The 16,293-nt window shown below is 53.9% G+C and carries 20 protein-coding genes; 4 read left to right on the top strand and 16 right to left on the bottom strand.

Features of this window, described 5'->3' with window-relative positions; genetic code table 11:
• Nucleotides 1-6: 6 nt before the first annotated feature.
• From OZ410_RS09080 to OZ410_RS09115, 8 genes are all read right to left on the bottom strand, one after another.
• Nucleotides 7-420 carry a response regulator gene (locus tag OZ410_RS09080; protein ID WP_277707633.1) on the bottom strand — a complete coding sequence of 138 codons (414 nt, stop codon included), beginning with the start codon at nucleotides 418-420 and terminating at the stop codon, nucleotides 7-9.
• Between the two features lie 6 nt (nucleotides 421-426).
• On the bottom strand, nucleotides 427-2,283 hold the full coding sequence (locus OZ410_RS09085; RefSeq protein ID WP_277707634.1) for a sensor histidine kinase: 1,857 nt from the start codon (nucleotides 2,281-2,283) through the stop codon (nucleotides 427-429).
• A 346-nt stretch (nucleotides 2,284-2,629) separates the two neighbouring features.
• Complete coding sequence (locus tag OZ410_RS09090) at nucleotides 2,630-3,688, bottom strand: serine hydrolase domain-containing protein (protein ID WP_277707635.1); 1,059 nt, start codon at nucleotides 3,686-3,688, stop codon at nucleotides 2,630-2,632.
• Nucleotides 3,689-3,749: 61 nt separating this feature from the next.
• Complete coding sequence (locus OZ410_RS09095; protein ID WP_277707636.1) at nucleotides 3,750-4,331, bottom strand: hypothetical protein; 582 nt, start codon at nucleotides 4,329-4,331, stop codon at nucleotides 3,750-3,752.
• A gap of 54 nt (nucleotides 4,332-4,385) precedes the next feature.
• Complete coding sequence (locus OZ410_RS09100) at nucleotides 4,386-5,471, bottom strand: ligand-binding sensor domain-containing protein (RefSeq protein ID WP_277707637.1); 1,086 nt, start codon at nucleotides 5,469-5,471, stop codon at nucleotides 4,386-4,388.
• A 12-nt stretch (nucleotides 5,472-5,483) separates the two neighbouring features.
• The gene (locus OZ410_RS09105) at nucleotides 5,484-6,068 is read right to left on the bottom strand and encodes a hypothetical protein (protein ID WP_277707638.1); all 585 of its coding nucleotides are present in this window, start codon (nucleotides 6,066-6,068) and stop codon (nucleotides 5,484-5,486) included.
• A 133-nt stretch (nucleotides 6,069-6,201) separates the two neighbouring features.
• Nucleotides 6,202-6,597: an ACT domain-containing protein gene (locus OZ410_RS09110; protein ID WP_277707639.1), complete on the bottom strand. Its 396-nt coding sequence runs from the start codon at nucleotides 6,595-6,597 to the stop codon at nucleotides 6,202-6,204.
• Nucleotides 6,581-6,835 carry a CBU_0592 family membrane protein gene (locus OZ410_RS09115; RefSeq protein ID WP_277707640.1) on the bottom strand — a complete coding sequence of 85 codons (255 nt, stop codon included), beginning with the start codon at nucleotides 6,833-6,835 and terminating at the stop codon, nucleotides 6,581-6,583. Before OZ410_RS09115 ends, OZ410_RS09110 begins: the two co-directional genes overlap by 17 nt.
• 183 nt (nucleotides 6,836-7,018) lie before the next feature.
• On the opposite strand from OZ410_RS09115, the gene OZ410_RS09120 reads away from it, so the two are divergent.
• From OZ410_RS09120 to OZ410_RS09135, 4 genes are all read left to right on the top strand, one after another.
• Nucleotides 7,019-7,639 carry a TlpA family protein disulfide reductase gene (locus OZ410_RS09120; RefSeq protein WP_277707641.1) on the top strand — a complete coding sequence of 207 codons (621 nt, stop codon included), beginning with the start codon at nucleotides 7,019-7,021 and terminating at the stop codon, nucleotides 7,637-7,639.
• 66 nt (nucleotides 7,640-7,705) lie between these two features.
• Nucleotides 7,706-8,254 carry a heme NO-binding domain-containing protein gene (locus tag OZ410_RS09125; RefSeq protein ID WP_277707642.1) on the top strand — a complete coding sequence of 183 codons (549 nt, stop codon included), beginning with the start codon at nucleotides 7,706-7,708 and terminating at the stop codon, nucleotides 8,252-8,254.
• A 7-nt stretch (nucleotides 8,255-8,261) separates the two neighbouring features.
• Nucleotides 8,262-9,422, top strand: a complete 1,161-nt coding sequence (locus OZ410_RS09130; RefSeq protein WP_277707643.1) for a sensor histidine kinase — start codon at nucleotides 8,262-8,264, stop codon at nucleotides 9,420-9,422.
• A gap of 227 nt (nucleotides 9,423-9,649) precedes the next feature.
• On the top strand, nucleotides 9,650-10,762 hold the full coding sequence (locus OZ410_RS09135) for a sensor histidine kinase (RefSeq protein ID WP_277707644.1): 1,113 nt from the start codon (nucleotides 9,650-9,652) through the stop codon (nucleotides 10,760-10,762).
• Nucleotides 10,763-10,862: 100 nt separating this feature from the next.
• On the opposite strand, the gene OZ410_RS09140 is transcribed toward OZ410_RS09135, so the two are convergent.
• From OZ410_RS09140 to OZ410_RS09175, 8 genes are all read right to left on the bottom strand, one after another.
• The gene (locus OZ410_RS09140; RefSeq protein WP_277707645.1) at nucleotides 10,863-11,135 is read right to left on the bottom strand and encodes a hypothetical protein; all 273 of its coding nucleotides are present in this window, start codon (nucleotides 11,133-11,135) and stop codon (nucleotides 10,863-10,865) included.
• Nucleotides 11,136-11,144: 9 nt separating this feature from the next.
• Complete coding sequence (locus OZ410_RS09145; RefSeq protein WP_277707646.1) at nucleotides 11,145-11,510, bottom strand: DUF2200 domain-containing protein; 366 nt, start codon at nucleotides 11,508-11,510, stop codon at nucleotides 11,145-11,147.
• A gap of 71 nt (nucleotides 11,511-11,581) precedes the next feature.
• Nucleotides 11,582-12,157, bottom strand: coding sequence for a hypothetical protein (locus OZ410_RS09150; protein ID WP_277707647.1), 576 nt, complete (start codon nucleotides 12,155-12,157; stop codon nucleotides 11,582-11,584).
• Between the two features lie 3 nt (nucleotides 12,158-12,160).
• Nucleotides 12,161-12,436, bottom strand: coding sequence for a hypothetical protein (locus OZ410_RS09155; RefSeq protein WP_277707648.1), 276 nt, complete (start codon nucleotides 12,434-12,436; stop codon nucleotides 12,161-12,163).
• A 75-nt stretch (nucleotides 12,437-12,511) separates the two neighbouring features.
• A complete protein-coding gene (locus tag OZ410_RS09160; protein WP_277707649.1) occupies nucleotides 12,512-13,081 on the bottom strand; it encodes a hypothetical protein in 570 nt (189 codons plus the stop codon).
• Between the two features lie 72 nt (nucleotides 13,082-13,153).
• Nucleotides 13,154-14,176, bottom strand: a complete 1,023-nt coding sequence (locus tag OZ410_RS09165; protein ID WP_277707650.1) for a hypothetical protein — start codon at nucleotides 14,174-14,176, stop codon at nucleotides 13,154-13,156.
• A 65-nt stretch (nucleotides 14,177-14,241) separates the two neighbouring features.
• A complete protein-coding gene (locus OZ410_RS09170) occupies nucleotides 14,242-15,666 on the bottom strand; it encodes an amidohydrolase family protein (RefSeq protein WP_277707651.1) in 1,425 nt (474 codons plus the stop codon).
• Nucleotides 15,667-15,840: 174 nt separating this feature from the next.
• On the bottom strand, nucleotides 15,841-16,269 hold the full coding sequence (locus OZ410_RS09175; protein ID WP_277707652.1) for a VOC family protein: 429 nt from the start codon (nucleotides 16,267-16,269) through the stop codon (nucleotides 15,841-15,843).
• Between the last annotated feature and the right edge of the window lie 24 nt (nucleotides 16,270-16,293).

Below are 16,293 nucleotides of genomic sequence, written 5' to 3' on the forward strand. Positions count from 1 at the left end.
GCCGGGCTATTTGTTTCCGAAGTGTTTTTCCAGTACTTCCCGCACGGCATCTGCCGTGAGGGGTTTAATATGGAATTCGTTGATGTTGGGGGTGGTATCGGCCTTGGTCCGGTCGTCCGGGTTCAGGGAGGTGGTGAGCATTACCACCACCACATGCCCCCGATCTTTTTCGTCTAACTGTTTGTATTCCTCCAGAAATTCCCATCCGTTCATGCCGGGCATGTTGATGTCCAGGAAAATCAGGTCCGGTTTGGGGTGTTGGGCTTTATCTTCTGAAGTCAGGTAATCCAGGGCGTCCTGCCCGCTTTGGACGGCGTGGATTTGTGCGGCTACCTGCATTTTTCGCAGCACCAGGGAATTCATGAAGTTGGTGGGCTCGTCGTCGTCAATCAGCAAAATACAATTCAGCGTAGGGCTCATTCTTCTTTATTTTTTCAGGGTGAAATAAAAAGTACTGCCTTTTCCGGTTTGGGACTCCACCCAGAGGTCCCCTCCGTGCAATTCTACAATCTTGCGGCAGTGTGCCAGCCCTATCCCGGTACCTTCGTACTCGCTTTTGGGGTGCAGCCGCTGGAATATGGTGAAGATACGTTCTTTATGCTGGTCGGCAATGCCGATGCCGTTGTCCGCTACCGAGAATTCCCAATGCCCAGGCAATTCCCGGGCCTGCAATTCTACTACCGGGGCCGTTTCCGTATGCTGGAATTTTAGCGCATTGCTGATAAGGTTCTGGAACAATTGCCGGATCTCGGTTTCAAAAACGGGTAGGGTTGGTAGCTGCCCCACTTTAACCATCGCCTTATTCTCCTTAATGCGCTGGTTCATGTCCTTGCGGATATCTGATAGCAGTTGTTCCAGGTCTACCAGCACTTTCTCTTTGCTGCGCCCAATGCGGCCGTAATCCAGCAGGTCTTTGATCAGGGCGCGCATCCGCTGCCCCGCCTGAGTGATGTATTCCACATAGAGGGGGGTGTTTTCGGCCGTTCCTGAGGCGACATCCTTCCCAAGGAGTTCGGTAAACCCGATAATGGTGCGCAAGGGTTCCTGCAGGTCGTGGGAGGCGATATACACAAACTGCTCAAGCTCCTTGTTCTTGAATTCCAGGTTTTTCACATATTCGGATTTCAGGAGTGCCTCGGCCTCCTTCCGCTGGGTAATGTCGTGCTGTATGGCCAGGTATTCACTTTGCTGGCCGTGGGCTACACTCAGCGGGATAATGGCGGTATGCACCCAGTAATACTGCCCGTCCCTGGATTGGTTCCGGATCTCGTCCACCCACACATCCCCTTTTTCGATGGTATCCCAAAGGTTTTGGTAAAAGGCTTTGGAGTGGTAGCCGGAATTGACCAGCGCATGGGTGCGGCCTAACAGTTCGGATGCGGCATAGCCGGATACCTCGCAGAACAGGTCGTTCACATAGGTAATCACCCCTTTGTGGTCGGTAATGGCCACAATGGCCGTCTTGTCCATCCCTTGTTTAAACTGGTCCAGCTGGGCGTTCCGCTGTTTGAGGTCCTCTTCCAGACGGCTGCGTTCCCGATCGGATCGGTTCAGGCCCAGGGCAATGAAGGAGACATAGATCAAGCTTAAGGTCATGATCAGCACCGCATAGCTCACCACCCCGAATTGCAGGGTAAAAATCCCCTTCTGTATCCCCAATAACAGCATAAAACTGAAGAGGATGGGTAATAGCAGGACTACGGGTAATAACTTTCGGTAGATGATACTGCCGGCTTGTCGCCCCAGCAAAATTCTGCGGAAGTGGGAATAGGGGTTGCGCAAGAGCAGGGCCACGGCCAGGGCCAGAAACAATACCGAGGTGTGGATGGCCATGGTCTGGAAGAACGAGGTGATCTCTTCCGAAGGAATGAGCAGCAGGTAGGCCACCACAGAAATCAGGGATAAAAGGGCCATGAGCTTGAGCCCGATCAGCCCAATGTGCCCGGCTATCTCATTCTGGTGCTGGTACCCCCAAAACCCCAGCCCGGTCAGGATGGCGCACAGGGCAGTGGCCTGAGACATGCGCCCCGGGTTGGTTTCGGAAAAAGGGTCAGAAACAAAGAGGTTGTCGATGGAAATGATTTCTATTCCGGCATAGGCGGCCAGGGTTAACAGACCGATGAGTACCGAAGCCCCGGCCAGGATATCTGAAGCCACTTTGGTGCGGGCCGTGGCTTTGCGATAGATCAACAGGTTTACCCCGGCAAACAGAAATACCAGGGCACTGTTGAATTTCATGGTGGCGCTCCCGGGGATAATACTCAGCACCGCAGGTTTTTCCATGTACCACCCCCCCATAACCATCAGGCTCACCCCGATGCAGAGGGCGGCAACAGTATATTCAAGGGTACGGAGGGACGTATTTTGGTCAGGAAAAGCCGGATCGGCTAAAGGCGGAAGCTGGGTCATTGGCCAGAAAAAAGAATTCTAAGGCTCGGGAGCCCGGGTTGCTGTTCGGTAAGGCCCTCCGTATCGTACTTTGCGGCTAACGGATATGCTCTTAGGTGCCTGCCTTTATGCCCGTTTCCGGGGAAAAGAGGTAAAGGCCCTAATCAAAAATAAGATTTTTTTAAAATATAGGGTTTTTCTGACGCGAAACTACAGAAGCGTTCCCGGGCAAGGCCCCAAATCATTCCGGGGTGTAGAGTGCCACAGCTTTCTTCAGGAGGTCCAGACGGGTTTGTCCGCTGTTTACCCTCCGGTAGGCCGCTTTGGTTTTGTAGGTTACCACCGCGTCTATGGCCGGGAAGACTGCAATGGCCTGCCCCATGGCCCCCATGGCCGCATAGGCGCCTTCAAACCGGGGGTCGTTCATGTCTTCAAACAGCCACCACATGTACCCGTACCCCAAATTCACCCCAGTGTCCCTGAAATTGGGCACATTGCGGTTTACTTCCTTATACGGGGTACGCTGGGTAATCATCTCTTGTACCCAGGCTTCGGAAATCAGCCGCTGGTCCTGCCATTTGCCTTTATGCAGCATCAGCAGGCCAATGCGGGCCATATCGCGGGTGGAAAACCACATGGGGTAAGCCAGGTAGCGCGATAGGGTAGTGTCGCCTTGTTTTTGCTGCAGGCTGCGGTCCCAGTCCTGCATCCCCAGGGGCAGGGCCAGTTGCCGCTGTACCTCGTCGTAGATGTTTTGTCCGGTTTGTTGCTCAAAAACATACCCGGCCACATTGAAATCCCAGTTGCTGTACAGCCAGTATTCCCCGGGTTTGACGGAGCCCCGCTCCGGGGCGTATTCCTGCATGCCCCCCGGGTAGCCCTCCGGGTGGTAAACCCCGGAGCGGGCCGAGATCAGGTCCTGCACCGTGGCCTGTTTTTCGATGGGCAGGATGCCCTTTACGTCGTCTATGCCCAAAGCTTCAATGGTCTGATCAAGGTCTATGGTCCCGTTTTCCACATATTCCCCGTAGAGCATGGCCAGGACGCTTTTCCGGCAGGAAGCGATATAGCTGTTTTCCTGCAGGTCCCCGTATTGGAACACCACTTTCCCATGCTGTACCACCATAAGGCCCGTGACTACACTGCTATCGCGGATAAATTGAAAATATTCCCGGGCCCCCTGCCGGTCCCACCCGGCAGCCACCGTATCCCGCTCCCAGGCCGGGATGGGGAATTCCTGGGCGTTCACATGGGCGGAGAACAGCCCCAGCAGGGCAGTAAGCAGTATGAGATGGCGCATGGCATTTGGATTTAAAGCGATCGTAAATTAGGCATTTTTGACCGATTCCTCAGGGCCTGTCTCAGTTCGTATCGGGCTTACCGGCATACAAATAAATGATGTAGGGGGATTCCGGGTCCAGAAAGCGCAAAACGGCCTTGCGCACGAGCAGCAGGCGGAAGTCTTCCTCCCGGAAGGTATCGGCCATAAGCCGGGCTACCTGTTGGCGGGTTAGGGGTTCCCTGTCGGGTTCCTGCCGGCGGATGCGTTCATACAGGCAGGCATGGCGGGAGGTTTGGGGTACATAATAGTCCCGGAGGATCTGGAAGGAGGCTTTGCGAATGTCATTCAACGGATTCTTCCAGGGCAGGGCCTGCAGGTTCCGGTCTATGCTGAACCCCAGGCTCGGGACCTGCGTACGCCCCTCGGCCACCTCAAGCAGCAGGGCCCGGTAGGCGGTATACGAGGCCTCGGGGATTACACGGTGGGCTACCAGCAGGCTGTCGTACCGGTCCAGGATAGCGGTAAGCCCCAGGTAATAGCCGGGGTATTCCCGGGCCATCCACTCCTGGATTTCCCGCTCGTACTGGTCAGGGGTGGGCTGGGCAACTGCTTGTTGCAGGCAGAACAGGCAAAGGAGGGAACAGAGCAAAGTTCTTTTCATCGGGGGGTAAGCCGGGATTGGATGCGAATGTACTTTATTCCGATGAGGTAGGGATTACCCTGGCACGGATATAACTGCCGGGAGCAATGCCTGCCCGTTGTAGGTGTAGATTCCGTTTTTTTCCGTACCTATCCAAAGCACGCCCTCCCGGTCCTGATAAATAAATACAGGCTTCAGGGCGCTGCCTGCTTTCCCAGGCATAAAGCGTACGAGGCGGTCCCCGGAACTCCGCCAGAGTCCTTGGTCAAAGGTCAGCATCCAGAGCTCCCCGTCCGGGGTAGGAAGGATATCCAGGAAATACAGGTCCTCTTCCGTGTTGAAGCCTGCCTGCTGTTGCAGCCCCAGGGGTTGCAGTCCCGGCCCCTTAGCGGGGTTTTGGCTGGCCCTGAAGGCCGTGCGGGCCGTGTTGACCCAATAACGCCCCTGCTGGTCCCGGGCAATGGATCGGATTCCAAAGGCCCCGCCCCCCGGGGTTTCCGTAAGGGGTTTATCATAAATCCACCGGAGGGTCTGCCCGTCGTACTGGTAAAGCCCCAGGTCTGCCGTGCCAAACCACAGCGGCCCTGTGGGGTCCCGGTACAGGCTGAACAGCCCGTATGGATTGTGGCTGGCATTCGGGAACGCTTTTCGGAAATGGGCCTCCTGCGCATTCTTCGGCAAGGAGAGGGGATGGAGGAATTCTCCATCGAAGCGGAATGGCCCGGGGTGGTCCCATCCCATACGGAACCATAGGTCCCCCGGTTGCAGCCTCCAGCCGCCATCCGGGTGGTCGGCCCCGGCAAGGGGTAATTTCGAAAAGGTATGCCCGTTAAAGCGGCAAACGCCTTCCGGGGTATCAAAATACAGCTCGCCCTGTGCACCTTCCTGTATGCCCAGGATACGGGTACTGCAAAGGCCATCTTCAGCAGTGTACAAAATGAGGTGGGCGCCGCTGTAGCGATAGACCCCTTTTTCGCGATGGAAAAACCAGTATTCCCCATTGAGGTCCTGGTACATCCCGCTTATGGGGCCCTCCAGGTTCCGGACCCGTGTACCTGAACCATTGGGAAGTCCGGCCGCTGTTGCACTGGTGCCCGATTGGGGATTGCGGCACCCGCCCAGAAACAGGGTAAACAACAATAAGAATAAGGTTCTTCTCACGGGCATGGAGGGTTAGGGGTGCTCCTCTGCAGCGGCCCGATGCCCGAAAAGCGCCGCCACGGCCTGTTGGTTGATAATCACCTGCATACCCAGCAGGGTGAGCAGCAGCCACAGGCTCATCATCTTCAGGTAGTAATCCACGTCCGTCTGTTGGTGCAGGAAGCCGGTAAAGACCAAAAATACAATGGTGGCCAGGGTAATCCAACCAGACAGACGGGTATCCGTGCCCTTAAACAGGTATTTCTGGGGGATCAGGGTAAGCAGGGGGGCAATGATGAAAACCGAGAGGCAAAAAGCAAGGTCTGTATGGAAACCTTCGGCCAGGCGCAGGTCTTCGGGCAACCCCAAAGCCCGGACCACCTTAGACCAGAATCCCCAGCCGTATAAGCCTACCAGGAAGGCCACATAAGCCAGGCCCAGGCTGGCTCCAAGGGCCGGCAGCAGGTGCAGTCGCAGCCGTTTCAGGTTGGTGCCCACCACCACCAGGCTAAAGGCCAGGGGGTAGAAAGCCACCGGGGCCTCTATCAGGTACAGCAGGAAAACCGCCAATATGGGGGCCAGGGTCAATTTCAGCAGTAAAGACGCTTTAGCGCGCATAGGGTTGGTATTGTGGTAACGACCTGTCGCAATACGCGGCCTTATTACAAATAAAGGTACATAATTCCCATGGGAGTCTGCGGGGGCAAGCGAATAAAATCGGCCTCTGGTTTATCCGCGATTGGTAACCGTTTTAACCCTGGGACAGGCCTTTTAATACCTCCATCGCCCTCCCGGCATCCTGCAGCGGAACAAATACATGATCGTGATAGTACCCGGCCAGGATGTTGCAGGCGATCTCCCGCCGGGCCAGGGCCCCTGAAACGGCAGCGGTAAGGCCCACGGCTTCCAGGGCCGAATGTACGGTAAGGGTAATCCAGGCCGCTACCAAATCGTATTCCAGATCCAGGGCATCGGCCCGGCCCTGTTCCAATACCAGGGTGGTACCCTCCGCCTCCCGGAATTCCGCCAGGGTGGCTTCCCGGGGGATGCCTTCCGGGTTCGGCACCGTACAAAAAACATAGGCCCCCGGTTGCCTTTTGGGCTCCATTTCCCGGAGTAAGGCGGCTAATTCAGTGATTCCGGACATGGCGTTTTCGGATTTGACGGACCAGGGCGGCCAGGGATACTGCGGCCCAGGCCCCTTCCAGGATTACAAAGGGCAGGTAATCCAATAGCACGGAGGCCAGGCAGGCCAGGGAAGCCCCTACCAGGTTCAACAGGATAAAGACCAGGTGGTCCCGATCCGTTTTCCCGGAAATATTCAGGACGTAGGCGAGCAGGATCAGGGCCACGCCCGCAAAACCAATCCAGTCCACAGCAGTCATAGGCTTACCTGGGGTTCTTCAGGTTAGCCACAAGGTACATTTTTTCACCCAAGGGTGGCGGGCTTCCATTTTGTAGTGCGACTTTCTACCATCGGGCTATGGATTTGTAACCCCGGTTACCGTAAAGGCTGGACGGAACCTGTATTTTCGTGCCACCAGTTGGATGCCATGATCAAAATCCCCATGGGAGAATCCCGTAAAAAATCCAAAAACTCCTGGGCACAAACGGCCTTACTGGCCGCGGTGGTCCTGGTCCTGTACGTAACGGGCCTGCACACCGAGGTTATCGGCTTTGTGCAGCGCGGCCTGCTGCAAACCGGCCTGATGAACCCCGATACCGAACGCGCCGAGGCAGCGCCTGCTGCAGATTACAACCTGATGTTGCGGGACCCCCGCGGCCGTGTGGTGCCCCTGTCCGAATGGAAAGGCAAGGTGGTCTTTTTGAATGTCTGGGCCACCTGGTGCCCGCCCTGCGTGGCCGAAATGCCAGGCATTGCCGCCCTGTACCAGGATATGGGGCAGGAGGTGGTTTTTGTGATGCTCTCCCGCGATCGAGAATTCGAAAAGGCCATAGCTTTTATGGAGCGTAAGGGGTACGAGATGCCCGTCTATACATTGGCCGGGCCCATGCCCGAAGTCTACGGCTCTAACGCCCTGCCCACCACCTACGTGATCGATCCGCAGGGACGGTTGGTGCTGACCCACGCGGGGATGGCGGATTACGATACCCGGAAATTCAGGGCGTTTCTGGGCCAGCTGCTGCAAGTGGAAGGCCAAAGCGTATCCCCGGAGCGGATGAATTAAAATATTCCGGGCAGGCCTGTCTTTTCGCCCGGAATATTTTACCTTTTCCGAACAAAATAACCTAACATGTACGGATTAGTAAACAAAGCCGCCCAGGATTTCGTCATTGAAGGCCATGGCGAAGCCGTATGGCAAATCATCAAGACCAAAGCCGGGGTAAAGGAAGAAGCCTTTGTAAGCATGCAGCCCTATCCGGACGAGATCACTTATAACATTGTGGGTGCCGCCTCCGAACATCTGGGGGCAGACCCCCAGGACATCCTGGAGGCCTTCGGGCAGTACTGGATCCGCTTCACCATGGAAGAAGGGTATTCCCATGTGCTGGATATGGCGGGTCGCACCTTCCCGGAATTCCTGAACAACCTGAATAACATGCATGCCCATATTGCACAGTCCTTTACCGAATTAAAGCCCCCTACCTTCTTTTGTGAAACCCTGGACGAGCATACCTTTCGTTTTGAGTACCACACTGAACGCCCCGGGCTGGTGCGCTTTGTGAAAGGATTACTGCTGGGCCTGGGCGCACGCTTCAACCTGGAGGTTACAGTAGACTATGTGGGTACCCTGAACGGCAAGGAGAACAGCCACGAATACCGGGTTTCCTACAAAGCCTGATTTCCGTTTGCCGCCCACCAACCCCATAGCGCCCCTGAACGATCATGCCTTTATGGATGATCTGTTTCCCTTTTTTATCCTGATGGACCGGGAGGCCCGCATTGTGCGGGTGGGCAGGTCCATGGCCAAAATGGGCCTGGTCCAGGCCGGGGACGACTTCTTTGAGGACTTCACGGTCGAACGGCCGCTGCAGACCGCCACCTTCCAGGACATCCTGCGCCAGCGGGGCTCCCTGTTTATCCTGAACCCGCGCCGGGAACTCGGGTTTAAATTCCGGGGGCAGATGTATGCAGATGGCGCCAGGGACCAGATTTACTTCCTGGGCAGCCCGCTTATCCATTCCTTTGACGACCTCAGGCAGGTAGATCTGGGCCTGAATGACTTTGCCCTGCACGATAACATCAGCCAGTTCCTGTTTACTACCCAGATGCATCTGTCTTCCCTGAAGGACTCCAGGAATATCGCCACGCGCCTGGAGAAGACCAACCAGGACCTGCAGCAAAAAAACACGGAGCTGCAGGATTTTGCACATATCCTCTCCCACGACCTGAAATCGCCCATACAGGGCATCCTGAGCCTGACGGAATTCATGCAGCAGGACATGGCGCTAAACAAGCTGGACGAACTGCCCTTTTTCCTGCAAACCATACAGGAGCGGGTAATCCGCATGAACAGCCTGATTGAAGGCATCCTCGAATTCAGTAAAATAGGCCTGGAAAAGTCCAAAAAGGAGGATATAGACCTCAATGCACTGGTACGCGACGCCTTTACCGATATCCTACCCCCGGAGGGGTTTACTTACCGCATTGCGGACACCCTGCCCACGGTTCATAACATCCGTGTACTGTATGTGCAGTTGTTTTCCAACCTGATCAGCAATGCGGTGAAATACAACGACAAGGTCCAGGGGGAGATTACCATCGGGTACGAGGAAGGATTGGATTTCCACGCCTTCCGGGTTTCGGACAACGGCCCGGGCATCTCGGAGTCCTACCACGAAAAAATCTTCGAACTTTTCCAGACGTTGAACCCGGCCGACCAGATCCAGGGCACCGGTGTAGGGCTTTCCATTGTCAAAAAAATCGTTACCCTGCTGGAGGGCAGTATACGTGTGGAGTCCAAAGTGGGAGAGGGAACCACCTTTCTGATCCGCCTGCCCAAGTCCTAAAGCGAGGGAAGGACAATAGATCAGCACTTCCAATTATACGATAATTCCTACATAAGCGTTAATAAGTCATTGAGCAATAGGTGTCTTGGGGACACGCCTCCCCTGGGCGCATCCCAGGTCTATGTGGTTTACATGGCAAATAACAGTCGCAAATTCCGGATTTTATATAAGAAAAGAGCTTAATGGTATTACCCCAGGATATGTTACTGACAGGAAACCAGGCTTTTATGAACCGTCTGTTTCCTTTCTATCTCCAGATTGGCCCGGAAGGGAATGTGCTGGGCATGGGTAAAACCATGGAGAAACTTGGGTTGGTCCGGGTGGGGGATCCTTTCTTTCAGGACTTTAAGGTGGAAAGGCCACTGGATACCCAAACCCTGGAAGCGGTACGGCGGCAGGATTCCTCCCTGTTTATTTTGCAATCGCTGAAAGTGGACAGGATTAAATTCCGCGGACAAATGTTCCCGGACGAAACCCATATCTATTTCTTGGGCAGCCCGCTGATCAACTCTTTCGACGACCTCAGAGAGCTGGGGCTCGGGCTTAACGATTTTGCGCTTCACGACAACATCAACCAGTTCCTTTTTACCGCGCAGATGCACCTGTCTTCCCTCAGGGACTCCAGGGAAATCGCTTCGCGCCTGGAGAAAAGCAACAAGGACCTGCAGCTGAAAAACAGCGAATTGCAGGATTTTGCCCACGTGATCTCCCACGATCTGAAATCCCCCATTAATCTCATCCTGGGGCTTATGGATTTAATGCGGGCCGATATGTCCGAAAAGAAATGGGACGATTTCCCATTTTATATCGATACCATAGAGGAACGGGCCAACCGGATGGGGCAGCTTATTGTCGGGATTCTGAAATTCAGCAAAATTGGATTAACCGCAGCCGAACGCGAAGCCGTAGACCTCAATACGATGATTCGCGATATTTTTTCTGATATCCCAAAGGATGAAGGTCTAACCATTGAAATCCAGGAAGCCCTGCCTACGCTGTACGGGGTTCGCGTATTATTCCGGCAATTGTTTACCAACCTGATCAGTAATGCGGTAAAATATGCGGACAGGGAAAATGGGAAGGTTTCCATTGCCTGTAAGGACCTGGATCAGGCCTATGAGTTTGCCGTTACTGACAATGGCCCGGGAATTCCGGAAGGGCAACACGAAAAAATATTCGAACTGTTCCAGACCGTCCCAGGGCAGGAAACCCCGGGCAGTACCGGGGTGGGCCTGGCTATTGTGAAAAAGGTGGTTTCCTACTTAAACGGGTCCATCCGCCTCGATTCCAGGCTGGGCGAAGGCACGACCTTTTATATCCAGCTCCCTAAGGGCGAATAGCCCCTGAGCCCCCCCTCTTTTTATAAAACCGCTGCTGAGGTATATCCCCCTCGCGGGTCAGTAGGCATACAGGGGTTTGCGTTCTGTGCGCTGCCAGGGACTATAACCCAAAGCACGCTTTAAACAGCAAGAGGATCAAGAGGGCAGCCAGGGCTGCCCATACGTAACGCAGGATTTCCCTGCGGATTTCCATTGAGGCTTCCTTCCGGATTTCCGCTTTGATTTGTTCCAGCTCTTCCTTGGGCACCTCCCGGTAACGGGGGCTGCCGGAAGTGGGGTCAAAAGAAAGCATGTCCTTGAATTTCCGCACTTTGCGTTTCCGGAGCTGGGCCCGGTTTACTTTCAGGATGAGGTTGGCCCACAGGCGCGCCATAGGTTGGTGTTATGCAGTCCTCAGGATTTTTTCCATCTTCCGGCCCCGGGCCAGTTCCTCCACCAGTTTGTCCAAGTAGCGCACCTTTCGGGTTAAGGGGTAATCGATCTCCTCGATGCGGTACCCGCAAATGACCCCGGTAATCAGGTGGGCGTTTGGGTGGAGTTCGGCCTTTGTAAAAAAGGTTTCAAAGGTGGCCTTCTCGCGGATCAGCTCTTCCAGGTGGGCCTCATCAAAGCCGGTTAGCCATTGGATCACCTGGTGGAGTTCCTCCCGCGTTCGGCCCTTTTTTTCCACCTTGGTCACATAATGGGGGTACACGGAGGCAAAGCTCATTTTGGCAATCCGCTCGTTTTGTTCAGGAGTGACTTTCATTGGAGTGATTTTAAGAGGCCATTTCTTAAATGTAGCAAATATGGTTTTAAGCAGGATACGGGCACCCTGCCTCACCGATGTTTTTTTATAATAGGTCTGATCCGTTCTTTCCCAAACTGAAAGGTCCCAACCAACAGCACAAAAACCAGGGTTTTGATAAGTAATCCAAGGATCAGAACAGGGAGATTAAAATCGGACGATTGCCATAAGGGGATATAAGCCCGCTGGGATTTAACGAGTACCATCCAGATGGCTTCAAAACTGAAGGCAAATAACATGCCTGCCAATATCCGCGGAAACAGATTTCGCTGCACGAAGTTTATCCTCAGGAGTTGCGGCAGGACAATCCAGAACAGAAGCTGAAATCCGGATTTCCCGAAAAACCAGGACATGTGCTGGGCAAAGGCTTCGGGGGTAGTCTCCTTTCTCATTTCCACGATAAACCCTGCCAACCCCAAAATCTTGATCACAACCCAGAGGGTTCCCACCCACAGGGTGAGTTGTAAAGCGCTCCGGTCGAAAGCATAAAGTTGGGCGGCATATTTTGTTCGGTTTCGGAATATGAAATACAGCATAGAGTATATCCCGAAAATCAGCAGAAAATTCAGGGCGATAAAATCGGCAATGTGCTCCAGGGTTTTGGCCAAAGGTTACGGGTTTTCGGGTGCTCCGGTTATCCCTTTCGCAAGCGGGTCTGCGGTAATCACCTGTAAGGCGAACCGAACGGCATCTTTTTCTGAAATAAAGTGTTGTAGGGTTTGCCGCTCCCCGCGCTCCGTATAGTACCATTGCCACAGGTTGCCATTTTGCTCCAGGCCATACCCTTCATGTATCACCTTCCCGTTGATGCTGTAATGATCCAGGGCATACCCATGGTCCTTAAGCCATTTTTCCAGGTCCGGGATCGTCTTAATTTCGGGTTTCATAGAGACAGGGAGCCATAACCCTTTACTGGAAACCGTGCACTCAGGGGCAGGGTCAGGCCAAAATGAAGGTAATAGTTACTTATCCCAGGTATCCGTTTCTGCCATAGACAACTGCTCCCATTCGGCATTGGCCATATCAAAGAGCTGGAACATCTTCAGGCGGAAATAATAAGAGTCCAGGTCCTGTTCCGATAGGGCGTCTGCCATTTCCTGTACCATTTGGCCCGGGTCTTTGGCGCTTCCCATGCGTTGCGGGTCCCCAAACACCTTTTGCCAGCGGGCATCCTTTTCCTGCAAAGCAGCAATCTGCTTATACTCGCAGTCCAAAACGGCCACCCCGGCGTTCTTGTCTACTTTATGCCAGGGGTCGGTTTGCTGAAAGGGGGCAACCGCTATGCGGTAGCTGTTATCTTCGGCTATTTTCCGGGCTACTGCCAGATAGCTCTGGCCGGAATCGTCTTTGAGTACCCCTGCCTGCACCAGTGTTTTTTCATAATCGTCTATAACCGCTTTCAGGTCAAAACCGGCCTCCTGATAGGCTGTGTTATAACAATTCAGCAAGGCCGTATCCAGTTCGGAAGCGGGCTGTTGGCACGAAGCGGCCAAAAGCATGAACAAACCGAAAGCGAAAATTTTAGTCTTCATGATGCACTGTAGAAAATGGTTGATACCTCAATATAGGAAATTTCTTTCGGAAAGGGAGCAGGTTCTTTTGTGCTAAACCTGTTCCTGCAGGGCTTGGTTAAGCGCAGCCGCAAACCGGGCCTTCTCGTCCACATGCAGGGCCAGGGTATGGTAAGGGCGTTTTACCCCGTACAGCCCCGTAAGGGTATGGGGTGCTTTGAGGTGGAGGATAACATTGTGGGGTTCCAGGGCACCCAGGAATGAAAGCTTCCGGGTTTCCTTATCGAATTCCAGATCCCTGGACGACAGCTCAATGCGGTCGATGGCTTTAAGATCGATGGTGGTTTCACTCATAATGCCATAGCGCAGCAGCAACCGGTCCTTTTCCAGGGCAATGGGCCGTTTCATCATGGATTTTAAAAAACCGAAAAGCTGTAAGCCGGAATAGATACTTATAAAGGTCAGGATCCAGGCGGCCACGGCGCTCCATTTCAGGAGCAGGATATGGAATACCACGGTCTCTATGGCCACAATAAAAATGACGGCCATCATCAGGCTTAAGGTGCCGCTCTCCCGATGGTAGGAGAATTCATTTTCCCGCAGTGTCCGCTTTTTCCAATGGATAAAACCGTAATAAAAAACAGCTATCTCAGTAACGACCGGGATCACAGTGGGTTTGGGCAGCAGTTCGGTACAGGTCTGTTTTAGGGTGGTATAAAAGTCCGCACCCTGGCGCTGATGGCTCTTATACCCCTTTACCGCCTGGCTAACCTTGTAGAGCACCAGGGAGATCAAGGTAAGCTCCACCACGGGGAAAACCCAGGTTTTGAACAGGTTCAGGTAGCCCTGCTGTGCTGTGGGAAGGATCATATACCCCACCACCATCCCCAGGATGAGCAGGGGGATGAGGGTAGCATTGGGAATACGGGTCTTACGGATAAACAGGAAGTACACCAGGGGAATGGTGAGTACCAGATCAATGGTAATGCCCAGCGAAAGGGCGTCCGGATTTGCGGAAAACCAGGCCGATTGTGCCAGCAAGACCAACAGCCCCAGGAGCAGCAGCGGAATCCCGAAAAGGATAAATGTTTTCTGAACGTTCAGGGGGGTGGTCATAGATGGTTTTAAGCCAAATTTACGGAATAAAATACGTGCATCGCAGCCAATTTCAGGAATGCTTTTTAATATAACCCCACCGTTCCCTTAATGGAATTAAAGATCTTTCCGGAATCGAAACCAACCCCGTCTTTGAATACGAGTTCCATGTGGCGGATGCGGGAAACGTCCTGGGACAGGTCCCCGCTGATCAGGACCAGATCCGCTTCCTTGCCCACTTCCACCGTTCCGGTTTCCGTATCGATTTCCAGATACTCGGCCCCGTTTAAGGTGGCCAGTTTGATGGCTTCTTCTATACTGAACCCGGTTTCGACCAGCAGCTCAATCATCCGTTGGTTGGCATAGCCGGCAATGGTTTTTCCGCTGCCGGTGGGGTCCGTGCCCACCACCACCTTCCCGCCCAGGGCATGGAATTTGCGGACCCGCTGCATCTCTTTCTGAAAGCTGACCAGGCGCAACGAATCCCATTCGGTGTTGGCCGACTGCGCGTAAATTTCCTGCATTTGCTCCAGTAAGTAGGGCGCCAGGGCTTCGCTTCCGCCTCCGGGGACCACTTCCCGCCCGGTAAAGGGTTCAAATACGGTGGGGGTATAGGTCAGGGTTACCCCCTTATCGATCAGCAGCTGCATAAGGGCCAGCAATTCCGGGTGGTCTGCATCGAGTTCCCGGAGGGACGCCCCACCCGAAACACAGGTGTCTTCGGGCTTACCCGCCACAAAGTCCGTTGCCGCCATAAAGCTGTGCTCCAGGTTGTCGATGCCCAGTTCTGCGGCTTCGCGGTAGGTAATGGAGCATAGATGCCCGGTAACCTTAATGTTTCGGGCGTGGGCTACGCGAATAATTTCCTTTAAATCTGCCCGGGTAATCTGGTTGTACACCTTCACCGAGGTAATGCCCTTGTTAAACCAGTAGGTTAACCAGTCTTCAATATTTTCGTCCCCATAGAGGGACTGCAGTTGAGGAATAAAGCCCAGGCGCTCCACGTGGGGGGTGGAGACATCCATGGTGGGGCCAACCCACTGCCCGGACTCGATCAGGTTTTTCAGGTTCAGATCCGAACTGGCTTCCAGGCTGCCTGCCGTGCGCATGGTGGTTACCCCGCCCGCCAGATACAGTTGGGGGAAGGTGTTGGTCATATGCGTGCCCTTGTATTTGCCGTTAAAGGGCTTGGCGTAGAACAGGTGTTCGTGCAGCATGATTAACCCAGGAATCACCGTTTTCCCCGTACCGTCAAGGATTTTGGCGTTCCGGGGGATCACAACTTTTCCGGATTCCCCGATGGCTGCAATCCGCCGGTTGGCCAGTACAATATCCTGGTGGGGTTTTACGCTGCCCCCCGTCCCGTCAATGAGGGTCACATTCCGGATGGCTACCACCGAATCTGCTAGGGCTACATATTCCGCCACCGGTTTGGAAAGTGCCTGTCCGGTATGGATTTGCGGCAACAAAACAAGCAACAGGGTGGCGATGGTTAGTTTGAGTCCTTTCATAATTTCGAATTCAGGTGACTTTTACATAAAGTTCCGGCACCCGTGGCAGGGCGCAAATCAAGTGGGGAAAAGGGGAATAGCGGTGAATTTAGGCAAAAATACCGGAGGTGTGCCGGGTGTCAGTTTAGAGCGCCTGGCATGGTTATACGTTACGGCTATCCCCAGAGGTAAGGCTCATGCCTCCAGGTTAAGCTGCCAGGAAATGCCGTACGGGTCTTCGCACCATCCAAATTTTTTCCCGAAACCATAGTCCCCTTCCCCTGCATAGTTGTCCAGGGGAACCATAACCTTGCCGCCATTGGCGGAAAGCTTATCAAACAGGGTATGGATTTCATCCTCCCTGGTGCAGGAAACAAAGAGCGACACCCCCGGGGTAAAGGACCAGGCATGACTGTAATTGCTTTCGGAAACCAGATACTCCGTGCCATTTAAGGTAAAGACGCCATACTTAATAAGTTCCGGGGTGCCCCCGGCTTCGCCTTCGGCGTATTTGGTAATGCTTTTTATGGCGGAATTGGGAAAGATGGAGGTGTAGAATTCTATAGCTTCTTCGGCCTTGCCGCATTGGTCACCTACAAAGGTGAGGAAGGTGGATATTTTCATAATGCAGGGTATTTTATGTTGCAA

This window comes from Robiginitalea aestuariiviva (genome assembly GCF_029537735.1).
Taxonomy (GTDB): domain Bacteria; phylum Bacteroidota; class Bacteroidia; order Flavobacteriales; family Flavobacteriaceae; genus Robiginitalea; species Robiginitalea aestuariiviva.

Bases quoted from the DNA above. Each gene is read 5' to 3' on its own strand.
- OZ410_RS09080 (WP_277707633.1), bottom strand. From the start codon at position 420: ATGAGCCCTACGCTGAATTGTATTTTGCTGATTGACGACGACGAGCCC.
- OZ410_RS09085 (WP_277707634.1), bottom strand. From the start codon at position 2,283: ATGGAAAAACCTGCGGTGCTGAGTATTATCCCCGGGAGCGCCACCATG.
- OZ410_RS09090 (WP_277707635.1), bottom strand. From the start codon at position 3,688: ATGCGCCATCTCATACTGCTTACTGCCCTGCTGGGGCTGTTCTCCGCC.
- OZ410_RS09095 (WP_277707636.1), bottom strand. From the start codon at position 4,331: ATGAAAAGAACTTTGCTCTGTTCCCTCCTTTGCCTGTTCTGCCTGCAA.
- OZ410_RS09105 (WP_277707638.1), bottom strand. From the start codon at position 6,068: ATGCGCGCTAAAGCGTCTTTACTGCTGAAATTGACCCTGGCCCCCATA.
- OZ410_RS09110 (WP_277707639.1), bottom strand. From the start codon at position 6,597: ATGTCCGGAATCACTGAATTAGCCGCCTTACTCCGGGAAATGGAGCCC.
- OZ410_RS09115 (WP_277707640.1), bottom strand. From the start codon at position 6,835: ATGACTGCTGTGGACTGGATTGGTTTTGCGGGCGTGGCCCTGATCCTG.
- OZ410_RS09120 (WP_277707641.1), top strand. From the start codon at position 7,019: ATGGGAGAATCCCGTAAAAAATCCAAAAACTCCTGGGCACAAACGGCC.
- OZ410_RS09125 (WP_277707642.1), top strand. From the start codon at position 7,706: ATGTACGGATTAGTAAACAAAGCCGCCCAGGATTTCGTCATTGAAGGC.
- OZ410_RS09135 (WP_277707644.1), top strand. From the start codon at position 9,650: ATGAACCGTCTGTTTCCTTTCTATCTCCAGATTGGCCCGGAAGGGAAT.
- OZ410_RS09140 (WP_277707645.1), bottom strand. From the start codon at position 11,135: ATGGCGCGCCTGTGGGCCAACCTCATCCTGAAAGTAAACCGGGCCCAG.
- OZ410_RS09145 (WP_277707646.1), bottom strand. From the start codon at position 11,510: ATGAAAGTCACTCCTGAACAAAACGAGCGGATTGCCAAAATGAGCTTT.
- OZ410_RS09155 (WP_277707648.1), bottom strand. From the start codon at position 12,436: ATGAAACCCGAAATTAAGACGATCCCGGACCTGGAAAAATGGCTTAAG.
- OZ410_RS09160 (WP_277707649.1), bottom strand. From the start codon at position 13,081: ATGAAGACTAAAATTTTCGCTTTCGGTTTGTTCATGCTTTTGGCCGCT.
- OZ410_RS09165 (WP_277707650.1), bottom strand. From the start codon at position 14,176: ATGACCACCCCCCTGAACGTTCAGAAAACATTTATCCTTTTCGGGATT.
- OZ410_RS09170 (WP_277707651.1), bottom strand. From the start codon at position 15,666: ATGAAAGGACTCAAACTAACCATCGCCACCCTGTTGCTTGTTTTGTTG.
- OZ410_RS09175 (WP_277707652.1), bottom strand. From the start codon at position 16,269: ATGAAAATATCCACCTTCCTCACCTTTGTAGGTGACCAATGCGGCAAG.